This window comes from Oceanobacillus massiliensis str. N'diop, from assembly GCF_000285495.1.
Lineage (GTDB): Bacteria > Bacillota > Bacilli > Bacillales > Amphibacillaceae > Oceanobacillus > Oceanobacillus massiliensis.
Genome location: NZ_HE610977.1, coordinates 733,819 through 749,215 on the forward strand (window position 1 = coordinate 733,819; position 15,397 = coordinate 749,215).

Genomic DNA, 15,397 nt, shown 5'->3' on the forward strand with positions numbered 1-15,397 from the left:
CCCATTTGACTGCCATTATTATTTTCCATTCTGCTAATGGGGGTTTGTGTAAAAAGTCTGATTGCATTCTTTTCCCGTCATTCTCCCCGAAACACACTCTGTTCGATTTCCTTCATTCGGTAAAAATATCCGCGCTTGTGCATCAGTTCCTCATATGTTCCCGTCTCGATAACCATCCCTCGTTCCATTACAATAATTTGGTCCATCCTTTCCAATCCTGTCAGACGATGACTAACAAGGACTAGCGTATCATCCTTCGCTGCTTCAAACAGCTGATTATATAGCTCCCGCTCTGTTATAGCATCAATAGAGGATGTCGGCTCATCCAGCAGCCATAATGGAGCCTTTTTCAACAGGACACGGGCCATGGCCAGACGTTGTTTTTCACCGCCTGAAAGATTCTCCCCCTTTTCCAGAACCGGAGAGTCTAGATTGAAATGGTCCAGCTGCACTTTTAGTAGTACTTCTTCCATTTCTCCATCGTGTATACCTTCCTTGGCAAGTGCCAGATTTTCTCTTATTGTCCCATAGAAAAAATGATTGGACTGCAGGATAACGTTTGAGTTTTGCCAGATGCATTCCTGTGAAACTCCGGCAATTGATTGCCCACTAAATGAAATATCTCCGCTTTCAGCAGGATAGAATTTCAGAAGCAGCTGCATAATGGTAGATTTACCAGAACCACTGGGACCAACAATAGCTGTCTTTGATCCTGCGGGTAGTGAGAAAGATAGATTGGTAACTGTGTCACGTGATCCCCCCGGATAGGAGAAGCTAACTTCGCTCATTCGGATAGATGGTGCAGCTTCCACTTGCAAGGCTTCCATGCCAGTCTCTAACGGCACGGCTTGATGCTGTTTACTGACAACAGCAGCAAGCCGTGCTGCAGCCTGGCGACTATCCTGTAGGTGACTGGGATATACAGCCATTGCTGTTGTGTTTTCAAATACGGTCAAAGAAATCATCACAAGCATTGCAAGGAAAATCCCATCCAATTGCCCTATCGTCACCAAATATGACCCCGCAGCAAGTACGATCACAGAAACAAGCAGGGAAGCAAATGTATTGACCGACTCACTAAACAGATTATGGATTCGTTCCTTTTCCTGTTCGTCCATATAATGGTTTGCTGAATCCGATAGTTCCGCTTCCTTCTTAGATAGCTGCTGATAAATCTTCAATTCGCGGAATCCATATAGAAACTCTGTCACATCTGTAGATAACTTTCCCCTGCTATCCCGAACCATCCGATCCACTTTCTGCTGTCTTAAACCAAAAAATGCAGGAATGATAAAGGTCGTCAGCAATAAGCCAAGCAATATAATCATGGCTGCCTGTATCGAAAAAAAGGCAGTCATAAAGATGGTGACCAGAAACACAAGAACGATAACGATAGGAGGATAAAATACCCGCAGGAAGTAATTTTGCAATGTTTCGACATCCCCTATGATTCTTGCGAGCAAATCCCCGCTGCGGTACCTTTGAAAAATGGCCGGTGCCAGCGGTTCCAGCCTTTCATAAAAGTTGACACGCAAATTACCGAGCATTGTAAAGGTTCCACGATGTGAAAAGTACCTTTCACCGTATCTGCTTAATGCCGAGACAATGCCAAGCAGTTTAACAATCGCTACCAATACCATTAAGGTATATATTGGCGGGGCCAATGCAGCCTTGGAAATAAGATACCCGCTGGAAGAGAACAGCCCAACTGCAGCTATCCCAGCGATAAATCCACAGATTATCGAAAGGATAATATCCTTTTTCTCCTTGAGCAGCACCTTGATAACAGTTCCGAGACCTTTCATTGTGCCATCCCTCCCTGCTGAACAGTTATCATATCTCGATACATAACATCAGATTTCAATAGTTCATCATGGGTTCCTGAAGCTATCAATTCTCCCTTGTCCATTAAAAGGATAAGATCGGCATTTTTGATGGTATGCAGCCTGTGTGCCACCGTAATCACTGTAGAACTTTCCCCGAGCTCCTGTATCGCTTTTGTAAGGATTTGCTCTGTCTGCAAATCCAAACCTGTTGTTGGTTCATCAAAAAGGATAATCGAAGGGTGCTTCAGAAAAGACCTGGCAATGGCAATTCGTTGTCTTTCACCACCGGAAAGTCCTCTCCCCGCTTCACCAATTGGTGTGTCATAAGCATCTTCAAGTGAATTGATTAATTCAGCTATCCCAGCCTTTTGGGAAGCATCTATAATTGCTTCTCTTGTTGCCTCTTCCGCCGCACCTATTGCAATATTGTCAGCTATGGTACCCGAAAAGAGATATGGATTCTGTGAAATATAGCTAATGTTATCGAACCAATCTTTTTCCAGAATCTCTTTGCGATTCTTTCCATTAATCCTTATTTCGCCTTCCAATGGGTCGGAAAGGCCAGCTATCATATTAAGCAGGGTTGATTTACCAGACCCGGTTTTCCCAATGATTGCAACCTGATCATATGGCTGAATCACCGTATGAATGTCTTTTAAAGTAAATGCCCCCGCCCCATAGCTAAAACCAGCATGTATTATTTCTAATGTAGGTATTCTTGAATCTGCCGGATTTTCATGGAGACGATTTTCTCCCCACTGAACAGTCTGGCTCATTTCGGATAGCTCTTCTTCCAGCTTTTTCACTGCCCCCATACTAGTCCTCCCCGTATGGAAAGCACTGCCCAAATCCTTTAATTTCGAATAAAACTCTGGGGCGAGGATCAGCATGAGAAATCCGGTATAGAAAGTAATATCCTGAAATATAATCATACGCACCGCAACTTCCAGTGCCACTAGACCAACACTCAGCATGGATATGAACTCCAATGCCAATGAATTAGTGAAGGCTACTTTTAATACATCCATCGTTGCATCTCTAAAGTCGATGCTGCTTTGGCGAATCCTCTCCTTCTGCTCCCTTGAACGACCGAATAATTTTAGTGTCGGCAATCCCTGCAATGTATCAAGGAATATTCCTGAAAAAGCTGCCAGCCTATCCAGCTGTTTTTCCGATTTATCTTTCGTTTTAAATCCTATGACCATCATGAATACCGGAATAAAAGGGGCTGTAATCAAAATAATGACGCCTGTTGTCCAGTGTTCCATAAAAATAATCACCAGCACCATTATTGGTATAATGGACGATTGAATAACCTGTGGAATGTAACTGCTGAAATAACTGTCTACCTCATCCACCGTATCCATTATTAAACTGACCTTTTTCCCTGACTGACCCTGTACCGATGTTTCCATCGGATTACTCGAAAATCTATTTAAAAGAGATCGTCTAAATGTCGCTTTTGCATGTGAGGACATTTTAATCCCTATTCTTCCATTCATAAAGGTGAGAACTGTCCTGGCTAATAAAGCGACCAGCAAACCAACCAGGAAAGGAATAGCTTCTGAAAATCCATAATCTTTTATAAAAATCCGATCTACAATCATCACCAATAAATAACCCTGCCCAATTATAGCCAAACCAGATAGTGCCGCTAAAACGATCAGCAAAATCATTTTGCTTTTCTGTTCCAAGACCATTTGCTTTAATCTGCCCATCAGTGGCGTTACCTCCTCTTAACAAGGTTAGTGAATCCCTTCACATAAGTATACATGAATTGAATCATGGAAGTAAATCTATGCCCCTTGTCTTAACTTTAAGGCAACTATCAGAACATAATAATGGTTTTGGTTTATTTGATGGGAGATAAGAAATGATTAAGATCAATGGTATGCTGCAGCCATTTCGCCCCAAACGGCATATAAAAACGGGCATAATCTATGCCCGCCTGTTTGGATGATGTTATTTCTTTCTATTTTTATTGAGATGAAAAACAAAATAGATAACTGCCGCAATCAGAGCATAAACGAAGAACATAACGAGAAAGCCCCATAGTCCCATCACCGCATCGGCAAATTCCATATTGCCTCGATTGGTAATCGCCTGCTGCAATTCAATGGCGAACACCAGTACAATCATGATTGTAAATGTATAAATAAAAGAGAAAATACTTGTACTCCATTTCATATTTTCAAGAAGCTTAAAGAACAAATAAACCAGAAAAAACATTCCCATTCCGATTATTCCAATCAACCAAAAATGCAGTTCTTTGTCCGACATGCTTAGTCCAAACATATCTATTAAAATATCGTGTATATTATTTACGATTTCTGCCAGTGTAATTACAATTTCTTTCATTAGTACCTCCAGTAAATTGATAGCCTTCTTCTATTTTACTATGTTTACAGGTAAAGCTACATTAATTTATGTAAATAAAAAAACCTTTGATTGAGATGATTAATAGTATAACTATATGAATATAATAAAAAGGAAATGAACGATATCCTAAATTCTCTGAGGAGGGTCTGTTTACATATGGTTGATTTAAAGGTTTTAAATTACACGTTTCAGAATCTGAGTCAAAAGAACATGTCGTTTAACCAAGTATTCCACTATATCAGGCAATTTATGGAGAAGGATCCAACCGGGTGCTATAAGTTAATGTTTGGTACCGATTCACAAATACATCCTGGCCATACGAGATTTATTACAGGTTTGGTAATTCATTGTGAGAGGAAAGGTGCCTGGGCCTGCATTCGAAAAGTAATCATACCTAGAAAAATGCTTAATCTCCACGAACGCATCTCCTTGGAAACAACACTTACAGAAGAAGTCGTTTCGATGTTCACAGAGGATAAGAAAGAAGAGCTTATTGATATTATTTTGCCCAATATATATAAGGGGGCTTCCTTTGCCATTGAGGGGCATATCGACATCGGCTCAGGCAGCAGAAACAAGACCAAAATCTTTGTGGATGAAATGGTTTTGCGGATGGAATCATTAGGAATCGAGCCAAAAATTAAACCAGATTCGTTTGTAGCAAGTTCATATGCAAATCATTATACAAAGTGATACATAGCTTTCTAAAATCTTGTTGTTTCAAGCACATTCTATAAAACTGTGAGGTAACAGACTCTGCCGATTTCCGCTCCGGGCAGTCGCTTTCCGCGGGCAACGCTTCAGCTTCCTCAGAAGCGAGCCCGGCTTCTTGCGGGATCTTCACCTGTTGCTTTTCCCGCTGGAGTCGACTGCCCTATGCTCCAATCCATCAGCTTCATAATCGAATCAGTAATTTGATTCAGAAAGCCAAATCATAGCGGAGGAAATACATGGAGACTCCTGCGGGAAAGCGAAGACGCTAAGACCCCACAGGGAGCGAACTTTGCGAGCGAGGAGGCTTAGCGCGAGCCCGTGGAAAGCGCAGTGTATTTCCGGAGTGTAGATTAAACACCAATCATTTCTTGCTATATCGCAGTTTCAATCAACTGGGAGGTTTAAAAATAGCAATCGTTATTAAAAAATGCATTTAAAAATCTGACTGCAATCCCCCTTGTTTATAGAAATAAGCGCGGGTATTGAGTCGGATTATCTTTATGAATACAGCGCTAGCTCAGCATCTATTCTGTTGTTAATGCTCCAAGCGTTTTCACCGTATTTGAACCTAGTTTATTGGCATATTTCGTATAGAATACCAATTCATCCGCCGTTTTTGGAATTCCATGACGATCAAAACAATGGAGGAGGCCGGCCATAAATGCATCACCAGCACCAGTTGTGTCGACTACCTCTACTTTTTCTGCAGGAACAATGATTTTCTCGTTTCGGTAAAAGACGATCGCGCCATCTTCCCCTCTCGTTATAAATACATATGGTATCTGATAGCTTTTTATTATTTGTAAACCAGCATCCAGGGTTGCTGCTTCTGTCAAGAATAATAATTCTTCCTCAGAAATTTTAAGAATGTCTACATCTGGCAGCATACCCTTCACGTTCGTCTTGCAAGATTCTAAATTGTCCCAGCGTTTCAATCGAATGTTCGGATCAAACGCAATCAGGCTCCGGTGATGTTTCGCTAATTGAATCGCCCTTTTCGTCGTAGTAAAGGCAGTAGGGTGAAATAATGTACCGGACCCAAAATAAAAAAGGAAGGCATTTTCGAAAAGCTTTTCATGCAATTCCGATTCCAAAAGCTGTTCATCTGGCGTTTCATTTATATAGGCATGAAAGTGTCTCTCTCTCATTTCATTCAGATGTATGTAGACACTACAGATCCGCTTCCTCTCAGATTCCATGCAATAATCCGTATTTACGCTTTCCTTTTCCAACTCTCTCCTGATGAACTGACTGGTCTCATCCGTTCCCAGCTTGCATATATAGTGGGATTGTGTCCCAAGCCTTCTTGCTCCAACTGCCACATTAATGGTTGTACCGCCTAGGTAGGTGTTATAAAGCTTATTGGTTCTATCCTGTGCAATATAATCTACGAAAGCTTCCCCATAAGAAATAATCCCCTGATTCATCCTTATTATCCTCTCATTTCGTTATACACCCCCGCTGGAGCGTTTTATTAACTGAATAGTGCTGTCCTTGTCTTTCTATCTATATTCAATACGTGCTAATCTTTTGGGTTGATTATTGCCAATACCTGATGATCCTCCCATTTTCCGTTTATTTTCACATTCTTCTTTGCTAAACCTTCTTTATGGAAGCCAGCTTTTTCCAAGACACGAATGGATCCAATATTATGTGGCATAACACCGGCCTCAATCCGATGTAATTTTAGAACCTCGAATGCATAGGATACCATTAATTTGGCAGCTTCCGTTGTATAACCTTTGCCATTATGTTTTTTATCGAGAAAGTAGCCAATAAAGGCACTCTGCAAAGACCCTCTTAATAAGTGAAAGAGATTGATTGTCCCTACCAGGAGATCATCTTCGTTCTTAAATATACCAAAGTGGCATCCCAGGTCTTGTTCCCTTTCTTCTTCATACTTTTTTATATTCTCTAATTGTGTCTCTTTCGTATAAAAACTGCTGTCACGCAGCATGGAAAATGCTTCAAAAAACGCGCGGTTATGAATCTGCAGTTCAAGCATAGCATCTGCATCACCTGCAGTAAGGGGTTTTAAGTAGATATTTTTGCCTGTCAGCATAGCAATCTCCTTTCTCCTGGATGACCTCATTTAAATGATGTTGCCCTTAGAAATTCACATGAAAATTTCTATTCAAACAACAAACTTATTTTCACTGCCACTTCTCTTGGTTTAATATCTAGAAAGATAAGCTTTTCAATTTCCACCCACATTGGCAGGTATTCACCTCTGTTTCGCTCTAGATCGGTGTATCCTTCACCAGTACCTGTACCAATCGTTCCACTAGCGGCAGCAGCCAGAAAATAGTACTGTGTGCCATTGTCTTCTAGCTTTATCAGGCAGGTATCAATGTTGACCACTAAACCCAATTCTTCGTACGCCTCTCTTATTGCTGCAGCTTCTGGTGTTTCACCATATTCCATGCCGCCACCCGGAAAAACATAATACGTATTCCCTTCTCTTATCCGCTTGATGACCGCTATCTGATTGCCTTCAATAATTAAGACAGACGCCCGGTTCCGCGTATTCTCCCCCCTCATCAGATACACTCCTTTGGTATCCACCCTACCGTCCCATTTACTTTCTTTATCAGCGTGTACCCAGCACACTCATCATCTAATATCCACACTTTTTCATCAAGGCCGACCGATAAAAAAGTAGTACTTAGATCATCCGTGCAATAGACCTGTTCATCTTTAGCTCGTAAATATTCATTCTTTACCCATTGTTGCAGACCTAGTTTACTATTTTCACAAAGCGAAAAAAATTCTTCCTGTCTTATTATTTTCACTTCATAATTTGGATATGTAACCGTTCCGATTCTTCCGGTTGTATCGATATGCCCTTTCGAGACAAACGACTCTTCAGATAATTCATCGACATATGTATAGGAATAGTCGCCATCTTCAATCATTAGGGCATTTAATTGCCCGTCCCTTTTAATCTGGTTCCCTCCGTCTAACGCTATCACTTGTCTATCAAAATCAATTAAAGGATTGTGTGAACTTGCTTGTGCGGAGCGGTAATTAACGACTGGCCAGTGTCCGACAATAACGGTTTTACCTGCATGATGTCCTTGTTCATAAAAGGATGGTGTATACAATGCAACTGATTCCTCCATATTCGGCCAACTTTCATCAATACCTGCATGTATCATGATATGTTCATCCGTTTCATAAGCAATCGGAAGAGATTCCAGCCATTCTATTTCACTATGGAAATGCTTCCGGTAGTAAGCAGCCAATTCTTCTAAACCACTGAAATCATCAATAGATTTATGATTCGCTGCAAGCATTTCATTTAAAAATGAATACTGTCGATTGTTCATATAATTAATTATTCCCTCTTCGCCCTCTAATACGTATCGAAAGACAACATCACAATTTCCTTTTGTCACAAAAACCCGTTCAGAGCTATTGGATAAACTTCTGACATAGCGAATGACATCTAAGCTATTCGGTCCCTTCTCACAAAGATCACCATTAATGAATAAATAATCGTCATCTGAATAGTTCACTTTGTCCAGCAGTTTTTCAAAAAGCTGTAAATTAGCATGTATATCTGAAATAACGATAATGCGCTTTGTTTTATCAAGGTCTATTTTTCTAATATCAATCACGTAAAGTCCCCCAGTTCCATTCAATCCTATTTGTTTCTATTCCTACTCCTGCAAGAAATCCGCAAACCATCCCACACATCGATACGTATTCTCCCAATTCGAATCATTACCTTCTATCGACCAGCAGGCAGATAAGGTACCCATCGCAATGGCCGCCTTCAATAATCGATTCCTGTCCAGCTTCAATTGTTCACAAATTATATCCACCCTCAGCTTCAATATTTCCTTTGGATAGGCCTTTGAATGCAGCTGATTGATTAAAAATGAAACCAGATCAAAATAGCGATCACCTATAACGCCCTTTGGATCAATTGCCAGCCACCCCTTTTCTTTGGAAAACAGGATATTTTCATGATGCAAATCCCCGTGGAGAAGTTCACCACCTACAGATGTATCCATCACATAATCAAAGCTTTCTTCAGCTAAATCAATCGACTTATTCGAGATAGGACCGTCTCCATTCGGAAAGTTACGCAGATACTTCTTTAATCCTTGAAACCATTCCGCAATTGCAGGAGTTCCGTTTTCCTCCAGCGGCCTTCGAATTTCCTTCCAAACGTTTAGATAATGTTCCATAACGACCGTCTCATCCTCTATTTCAGAAAGCATTTTCCCTGGAATAACATGTTCGAGAAGCATTGCCCGGTTTGCAGCATCCTGCTTTATTAAAGCGGCACAACCCTTTCCAGCATATGCTTGAAGAGTCTGTAATTCATTTTCGAATTCATTGCGGAGGACTCCTATTTTGAGGATATAGGGTTTCCCATTGGAATCTGCCACTTTGGCCACATAATTATAGGAAAGGTTCTTTACAGGACCGATCATTGTCATTTGCCATTTATGGAGGACACTTTCTAGTAGTTCTTGTAAATTTGTTAGCCATAACGCTCCTTCATGCCCAAAGGTATTTTTTATTTTCATCTGAAAGTCTTCAGGTATGTTGATGATAATCCCCCCTATCTGAAAATAGATTTTTCAAAAGCAGTAAGTGTTAAGCCTTCCTTTACTTCTATCTCACCAACCTTATGAAATCCACTTTTCAGATAAAAATGAACAGCAGGTAAATTCCTTGATCCAGTTGACACGATAATCTTTTCTATCCCATTTTTTCCTTCTATAAAATTCAATAGCTTCCCGGCAATCCCTTTTCTAAAATGTTTGGGGTGTACGATTAACCTATGTATATCCATAACCATTTCTTCTATTTTTATCGATACAGCGCCACATAATTTGCCGTTATTATAACAGCCGAAAAAGGTCTCCCCGCTTTGCTGCAATGTGGTAATCGTATCTCTAAGCGGCGGCAAATCTTCATATCCAATTAGATTCGCCTCGACCTTATAGGCAGGTATTTGAATGTTCAGCACTGTTTCTGCCAGCACAGGATTTGCAATATCAATCTCCTCTATCCTAAATGATTCCATTTGATTCGATTGGATTTTCCCAATCGTGAAGCCTTCAAATAGTCTCCCGCCATAAGGTTCCAGGACTTTGTCGGCCATTCGGATTACCTTTGCCTTATCCCCTGTTTTATAAAAAGTATCAAAGGCTTCTATAAATCTTCCTGCAAAATCGGCATTATAATTTCTTAAAGAACGAAGGATCCATTTAGAAGAACCAATCCACTTTCTATTTGTTCTCAATATGAATTCACTCACCAATTCAGCAAGTGCATTTGCTATAAATATTTCTTCAGCTCGATGATTGCTTCCAATAAAATCATCCAATACATCTGTAATAAAGTAGCGTTTTACCATAATCGTATCTTCCGGCCATTCCTCTGGACCCTTTTCCAATAATTCGTCGGATTCTTTCTTTATCGCATCCAGAAATCCGGTGTCTTTTAATACAATTCCTTCCGATACCATTCTTGGCATGGAAGGTTTAGCCCGCTCACAATCACTTTTAAAAAAGTGCTTATATGAGCTAAAGTTATGGACAAATACTTCAATGTTCCAGTCAAACACATTCATGGACTCTCGGTAAGATGAACGAATATCCTGATCAAAAATAACAATATCAAGATCCGAAGTTTCCGTTTCTTCTCCCCTCACAACACTTCCGGCCAGTAAAGCACCATTGCAGTCTGGAAAGTATAACGCAACGAATTGCTTTGCTGCTTGAATTGGCATTACTTTATTTCCATTATCCATCCATTCACACCTCAATTATATGTAGTAACCCTTTGGCGGTTAATATGCAAAACCAATACTGCACATCTAGTCAAAAATGCAGCAGCAAATTAGGAACAAGCAATGAACATTGTATTGATTAATGGCACTTTTCAAAAAAGATATTCTTATTATACAAGTAAATTTAAAAAGATGGTATTTTCTTATTTGTTGTTATACTTCTCTTATGAATGTACTATTTGGAGGTTTACCATTAAATACCTAAACACCTTCCAAAATAAGCAAAATCATCATTGATTGCCTTTTGCCAATATCACCTCACTATTCGTAGTTGCTGACATTCCTAACCATTCATCATTTGTACAAAGCGGGATTTCGACCCAATAATCACTGTACTTGCAGACTCTCATAAACAAGCAATTGAATGCTTTTTATTTACAAAAAAGTAACCCAGTTCGACTAGAACGGGGTTACTGCTTTTTAAGTTTCTTACTAAAAGCATCCATTAATTGAAGAGTTAATTACTTATGGTAATCAATTAACCAACAATCCTCATATATACCTTCGTGCAACTCATTCTTAGGAAGTATTTTAACTTTATTAAATCCACATTTCTCATAGCAGCTAATAGCCCTTGCATTTCTGGTCTGAGGGTCCATTACAACTCTTTCCGCTTTCTTTTCTTCTATTAAAAAATTGGTCATAGTTGATACAAGCAATGTTCCAATACCTTTATTCCAATACTCCACTTCACCAATAAATTGGTCTGTACCAAAAACATTTTCTCCAAAATAGCCATAATCTTTTTTTGCTTCATCATCCAGTCGGTAGAATTGAACATATCCAATTGCATTACCATAGAACTCCACAATACATTTAGTTTTACTATCTTCAGGGCGATAAAAAACTTTTTCAACCTTTTCTAAATCAAAGGGATTGTCTCTTCCTTCATAAAATTCAAGAACTCTAGGGTCAGACAGCCATTTTGCTAGCAGAAACTTATCCTTATTTTCTAATTTACAAACCTTGAGATGCCCATTTTGAAAAATTATAACAATACCCCCTCTGATAGCCAACTTTAACCAGAGTCCCTGTTAGCATGTTATTTTTTTAAAGGTATCCATATCTCACTATACATTCCTTATATCTGCCCAATACATCATTTATATCGGTGAGAATTCTTTCCCTGCTATCCAATTAAAAAACGGATGTCATAATTCCTTTCGTCTGCTATACTGAAAAAAATCAATATGCAGGAGATCATCAAAACAAAGACTGGTCATTAACTGTGCAATTTATGGCCTCTGCTTTTATCGGAACTGCGGAGAACTGGTTATTTAAACACATGCAACAACCCCAACTCATAACCAAATCAATTATGCATTATTTGAACGGAATGATATTAAATAATTTCAATATGTTTTTTTATTTAGATAAAATAAATGAAAACGAATATATTGTTAAGAAAGAGGTAATATCATGGAATTAATATTGTTAGCATTTAGTGCTGGTGTTTTGTCATTTCTCTCCCCCTGTACCCTCCCGTTATATCCAACCTATCTTTCTTATATATCGGGTTTATCCGTCGCCCAAATATCTGATCGTACTGGACAAACTACCGATATGAAAAAAGATTTATTTATACATAGTCTATGTTTCGTGTTTGGGTTGGCTCTTGTTTTCTTTTTACTCGGTTCTGTCTTCACTTTGATTGGCGATCTGTTTTTTAGTTATAAAAACTTTATTCGGATGATTGGCGCAATCTTCATCATTACAATGGGACTGTTTTTAATGGGCGTTTTTCAACCTGTTAAAATGATGCAAGAGAAACGATTTAGCAACATAAAAAAGCCTGCTGGATACATGGGCTCGTTCTTTGTCGGTGTGATTTTCAGTGCTGGATGGACACCTTGTATTGGTCCTATACTTTCATCCGTACTATCCTTGTCAGTTGCCAATCCAAATGAAGGGCTATATTACATATCAGCTTATACTTTAGGTTTTGCAATTCCATTCTTGGTATTATCATTCTTTATTGGTAAATCTAGATTACTTCTAAGATATTCTGATAAGGTTATGAAATTCGGTGGCCTTATCATGGTATTTGTTGGGATTTTACTGTTTTTTAATAAAATGGCTTCTCTAGGTTTATGGCTAACAGATCTATTTGGTGGTTTTAGTGGTTTTTAGGAAAAGATGGGGCGCACAAGTTTCCAACCCTCTTTTTATCGTGTGTCAGACATAAAATTTGCTTTTGTCCATTTATAGGACAAGGTATAGACAGCTTACAACTAATGCCCCTATTCCCGAATGTAAAAACCATCTAAAAGTGTTCACATTAATTTTAGATAAACTATAAGCTAACACATTAAGTACCAAAATTGTGAAGAACGCCACTATAAAAGTGAGAATGAAACTCATCATTGATATTCAACTCCTTGATTCTCTTTATTAGAATCTTGTTTATGTAACCTTTTCCGTTTGTTTCTAACCCCCTTCACAGAAAGTGTTTATAGGCCTATAAGGTTCCTACTGAATCATGGCGAATGAGCATATTCAACAGCTCATTTACGTTATGAACTATATACGTTGGCTCTGATTGACGGAGTTCTTCAGGACTTCCATACCCATAAGTTACTCCGATAGAGTCAATTCCCGTGTTTTTCGCTCCGAGAATATCATGCTCCCTATCGCCAATCATCACAAATTCTTCAGGCTTACATTCCTTATATCTGCCCAATATATATTTTATAACATCCGTTTTAGACGTGCGTGTGCCATTGAGGTTACTTCCCGCAATTAGTTCAAAATAAGAATCAATCTTAAAATATTGCAGAATTCGTTCGGCAAACACAGTCGGTTTTGAAGTTGCAATAACCAGTGTATACTGAGTTTGTAATCGTTCAAGCAACAACGTGATCTTCGGATATAGTTCATTCTCAAACATTCCTTTATCCGTAAATCTTTCCCTATAAAGATCAATAGCGCGTTGCGTTTTTTCTTCATCAAATCCATAGTATCTGGCAAATGATTCCTGGAGTGGCGGCCCAATAAAGCCTTCGAGCTTAGTTGCATCTGCCTTAAATATGTTCATCTTCTCCAAAGCATACTGAACAGACTTTGTTATCCCCTCTTTCGGATCTGAAATCGTTCCATCTAAGTCAAAAAGTAATATTTTATAATTATTCATATTAAACTCCTTTTCATCCAATAGGATAGAACACATAAAAAAACTGGTAGTATGGCTAATAATCTATATCCATTTTCGGTTCCGAAAAAGTAGAGAGCAGGCGGGATAAAGGTCATCCCACTCACCAATATTCCCACCCATGACTTCTTCCATATTCCATGTACAAGCGAAACTCCCGATAGTCCTATCAGCAGCCAAAACAAGAGTCCGAACCAATAAAAGTTCATACTTCCACACCTACATTCCTATTCTTTCTACTATCATTATTAATTCGATACTTGTTCCTTGATTCCTGCTTTTCTACGTATATGCAATTAAGGTTTTTGTTATCTTTCCACATCCTATAGTCTCCCTTTTCGGAAAGATGATAAAAAAATCGTCCTAATTCGTATTTGCGGATATACCACCGTTAACGAAAAGGACGATTTAAATCTGAAAGTTTTTATTTTGCGGTGTCTTGGCTTATCAACCACTGAAAAAGACACCCCGATATTTTCTATTTCCCATTAATTGCCTGGAAGGTTCCTTCCCCTTCCGAAAAAGCTAAGTAAAGATTGTTCTTACTGTCCAGAATTCAACTGTGTTTTCAATTGCTGAACGACCTCTTGTGAAGCAGGTGCTGCCGGCTGTGAATACCCTTTTTGCAGCGCATATTCATACATTGTTCTTTGGCGCGTTTCATCCTGATTTCTCAATTGTATTAACGTTTGTCTTAACTGAGCATTGTTTGACTGACTAATGTATCCAGCATATCCCGTTAAACTTGCATTTAACCCCGCTAAATAATCATTTACGATATCCTTATCCTGTAACATATCTTTCCCTCCTTATCCTAAAAACGTCATTAATTGTTGCTTAGCCTGTTTGGCTGCCTGTGCATCCTTTTGCAGCATTGCCTTTAATTCTGGATCGGTACAGCTTTGTGCATAGGTTTCTAATTTAGTCGTAATGGTCCCATGCCCACCGATGATATGACGTAAATGCTCCACTTCAAGTTCTGTCAGGTTATTCACATCTAGCCCTCCTTTATTAAAATCATACTTAATTTACCCACTCGTAAAAAAGTAATACAGACTTCCTCCTTCTTTACGAAGAAACACAGGAAGTCTGTTAGTTGCAGCCGGACTGCAGCTTAAAATAAGTCAAATAGAGAGGATAATTTGATATACTTTGTGAAAGTACACATTTCCCCAGCAAAACTTTAATGACTATCTACTAAAAATCGCACCGAAAAAATAGCCAAAGAACATAAAAATAAAAAAACTAAAAGTCATAAGTGTATTTGAAATAATTCCTACTTTGCTTTTACCTAATACTCCAAATAAAACACCGATTGGGTTAACAAGAAATGTCAGCAGCCAAATGCTATATCCATATTGAAATAAAAAGTTAGGTAACCATAGAACTGCTCCCAATATAAGACAAATAATGGATAATGTACCCCAACGTCTATTTGATATCTTTTCCAAATTACAATACCTCCAATTAAACTGTAAACATTAGCCGAAGAACTAATTGTCTTTTCTCCTATCATCG

16 protein-coding genes are annotated in these 15,397 nt (G+C 38.9%); 2 read left to right on the top strand and 14 right to left on the bottom strand.

The genetic code is table 11. The features are described from left to right. Nucleotides 1-77: 77 nt before the first annotated feature. The 3 genes from cydC to OMHG_RS09125 form a co-directional block, all read right to left on the bottom strand. Nucleotides 78-1,805 (bottom strand): thiol reductant ABC exporter subunit CydC, encoded by a 1,728-nt coding sequence (gene cydC, locus OMHG_RS09115; RefSeq protein ID WP_010650275.1) that lies wholly within the window; start codon nucleotides 1,803-1,805, stop codon nucleotides 78-80. Then, nucleotides 1,802-3,544 carry a thiol reductant ABC exporter subunit CydD gene (cydD, locus tag OMHG_RS09120; RefSeq protein ID WP_010650276.1) on the bottom strand — a complete coding sequence of 581 codons (1,743 nt, stop codon included), beginning with the start codon at nucleotides 3,542-3,544 and terminating at the stop codon, nucleotides 1,802-1,804. Before cydD ends, cydC begins: the two co-directional genes overlap by 4 nt. A gap of 244 nt (nucleotides 3,545-3,788) precedes the next feature. Further along, entirely contained in the window at nucleotides 3,789-4,184 is a 396-nt protein-coding gene (locus OMHG_RS09125) for a hypothetical protein (protein ID WP_010650278.1), read from the bottom strand. Between the two features lie 177 nt (nucleotides 4,185-4,361). Between OMHG_RS09125 and OMHG_RS09130 the strand changes: the two genes are divergently transcribed. Further along, entirely contained in the window at nucleotides 4,362-4,898 is a 537-nt protein-coding gene (locus OMHG_RS09130) for a ribonuclease H-like YkuK family protein (RefSeq protein WP_010650279.1), read from the top strand. A 545-nt stretch (nucleotides 4,899-5,443) separates the two neighbouring features. Here the strand turns inward: OMHG_RS09130 and OMHG_RS09135 are convergent. The 7 genes from OMHG_RS09135 to OMHG_RS09165 all read right to left on the bottom strand — a co-directional run bounded on the left by OMHG_RS09135 (nucleotide 5,444) and on the right by OMHG_RS09165 (nucleotide 11,747). Next, the gene (locus tag OMHG_RS09135; RefSeq protein ID WP_010650281.1) at nucleotides 5,444-6,346 is read right to left on the bottom strand and encodes a carbohydrate kinase family protein; all 903 of its coding nucleotides are present in this window, start codon (nucleotides 6,344-6,346) and stop codon (nucleotides 5,444-5,446) included. Nucleotides 6,347-6,441: 95 nt separating this feature from the next. Beyond that, the gene (locus OMHG_RS09140; protein WP_010650284.1) at nucleotides 6,442-6,981 is read right to left on the bottom strand and encodes a GNAT family N-acetyltransferase; all 540 of its coding nucleotides are present in this window, start codon (nucleotides 6,979-6,981) and stop codon (nucleotides 6,442-6,444) included. Between the two features lie 68 nt (nucleotides 6,982-7,049). After that, nucleotides 7,050-7,460: an NUDIX domain-containing protein gene (locus OMHG_RS09145; protein ID WP_010650286.1), complete on the bottom strand. Its 411-nt coding sequence runs from the start codon at nucleotides 7,458-7,460 to the stop codon at nucleotides 7,050-7,052. Then, complete coding sequence (locus OMHG_RS09150) at nucleotides 7,460-8,539, bottom strand: metallophosphoesterase (RefSeq protein ID WP_010650288.1); 1,080 nt, start codon at nucleotides 8,537-8,539, stop codon at nucleotides 7,460-7,462. Before OMHG_RS09150 ends, OMHG_RS09145 begins: the two co-directional genes overlap by 1 nt. Before the next feature lie 42 nt (nucleotides 8,540-8,581). Then, nucleotides 8,582-9,460, bottom strand: a complete 879-nt coding sequence (locus tag OMHG_RS09155; RefSeq protein ID WP_010650290.1) for an aminoglycoside phosphotransferase family protein — start codon at nucleotides 9,458-9,460, stop codon at nucleotides 8,582-8,584. A gap of 35 nt (nucleotides 9,461-9,495) precedes the next feature. Continuing rightward, the gene (locus OMHG_RS19345; protein WP_010650291.1) at nucleotides 9,496-10,692 is read right to left on the bottom strand and encodes a GNAT family N-acetyltransferase; all 1,197 of its coding nucleotides are present in this window, start codon (nucleotides 10,690-10,692) and stop codon (nucleotides 9,496-9,498) included. Nucleotides 10,693-11,192: 500 nt separating this feature from the next. Next, entirely contained in the window at nucleotides 11,193-11,747 is a 555-nt protein-coding gene (locus tag OMHG_RS09165) for a GNAT family N-acetyltransferase (RefSeq protein ID WP_010650292.1), read from the bottom strand. A 403-nt stretch (nucleotides 11,748-12,150) separates the two neighbouring features. On the opposite strand from OMHG_RS09165, the gene OMHG_RS09175 reads away from it, so the two are divergent. Continuing rightward, complete coding sequence (locus tag OMHG_RS09175; RefSeq protein ID WP_010650295.1) at nucleotides 12,151-12,861, top strand: cytochrome c biogenesis CcdA family protein; 711 nt, start codon at nucleotides 12,151-12,153, stop codon at nucleotides 12,859-12,861. A gap of 328 nt (nucleotides 12,862-13,189) precedes the next feature. Here OMHG_RS09175 and OMHG_RS09180 read toward each other — a convergent pair whose 3' ends face one another. From OMHG_RS09180 to OMHG_RS09200, 4 genes are all read right to left on the bottom strand, one after another. After that, on the bottom strand, nucleotides 13,190-13,861 hold the full coding sequence (locus tag OMHG_RS09180; protein WP_010650296.1) for an HAD family hydrolase: 672 nt from the start codon (nucleotides 13,859-13,861) through the stop codon (nucleotides 13,190-13,192). 560 nt (nucleotides 13,862-14,421) lie between these two features. Further along, complete coding sequence (locus OMHG_RS09190) at nucleotides 14,422-14,676, bottom strand: spore coat protein (protein ID WP_010650299.1); 255 nt, start codon at nucleotides 14,674-14,676, stop codon at nucleotides 14,422-14,424. Nucleotides 14,677-14,688: 12 nt separating this feature from the next. Beyond that, complete coding sequence (locus OMHG_RS09195) at nucleotides 14,689-14,874, bottom strand: hypothetical protein (protein WP_010650300.1); 186 nt, start codon at nucleotides 14,872-14,874, stop codon at nucleotides 14,689-14,691. 195 nt (nucleotides 14,875-15,069) lie between these two features. Continuing rightward, nucleotides 15,070-15,330, bottom strand: coding sequence for a hypothetical protein (locus OMHG_RS09200; RefSeq protein ID WP_010650301.1), 261 nt, complete (start codon nucleotides 15,328-15,330; stop codon nucleotides 15,070-15,072). Between the last annotated feature and the right edge of the window lie 67 nt (nucleotides 15,331-15,397).

Excerpts from the sequence above, each read along its gene's own strand:
- cydC (WP_010650275.1), bottom strand. The coding sequence starts at position 1,805 with ATGAAAGGTCTCGGAACTGTTATCAAGGTGCTGCTCAAGGAGAAAAAG.
- cydD (WP_010650276.1), bottom strand. The coding sequence starts at position 3,544 with ATGGGCAGATTAAAGCAAATGGTCTTGGAACAGAAAAGCAAAATGATT.
- OMHG_RS09190 (WP_010650299.1), bottom strand. The coding sequence starts at position 14,676 with ATGTTACAGGATAAGGATATCGTAAATGATTATTTAGCGGGGTTAAAT.
- OMHG_RS09135 (WP_010650281.1), bottom strand. The coding sequence starts at position 6,346 with ATGAATCAGGGGATTATTTCTTATGGGGAAGCTTTCGTAGATTATATT.
- OMHG_RS09140 (WP_010650284.1), bottom strand. The coding sequence starts at position 6,981 with ATGCTGACAGGCAAAAATATCTACTTAAAACCCCTTACTGCAGGTGAT.
- OMHG_RS19345 (WP_010650291.1), bottom strand. The coding sequence starts at position 10,692 with ATGGATAATGGAAATAAAGTAATGCCAATTCAAGCAGCAAAGCAATTC.
- OMHG_RS09145 (WP_010650286.1), bottom strand. The coding sequence starts at position 7,460 with ATGAGGGGGGAGAATACGCGGAACCGGGCGTCTGTCTTAATTATTGAA.
- OMHG_RS09130 (WP_010650279.1), top strand. The coding sequence starts at position 4,362 with ATGGTTGATTTAAAGGTTTTAAATTACACGTTTCAGAATCTGAGTCAA.
- OMHG_RS09175 (WP_010650295.1), top strand. The coding sequence starts at position 12,151 with ATGGAATTAATATTGTTAGCATTTAGTGCTGGTGTTTTGTCATTTCTC.
- OMHG_RS09155 (WP_010650290.1), bottom strand. The coding sequence starts at position 9,460 with ATGAAAATAAAAAATACCTTTGGGCATGAAGGAGCGTTATGGCTAACA.
- OMHG_RS09180 (WP_010650296.1), bottom strand. The coding sequence starts at position 13,861 with ATGAATAATTATAAAATATTACTTTTTGACTTAGATGGAACGATTTCA.
- OMHG_RS09125 (WP_010650278.1), bottom strand. The coding sequence starts at position 4,184 with ATGAAAGAAATTGTAATTACACTGGCAGAAATCGTAAATAATATACAC.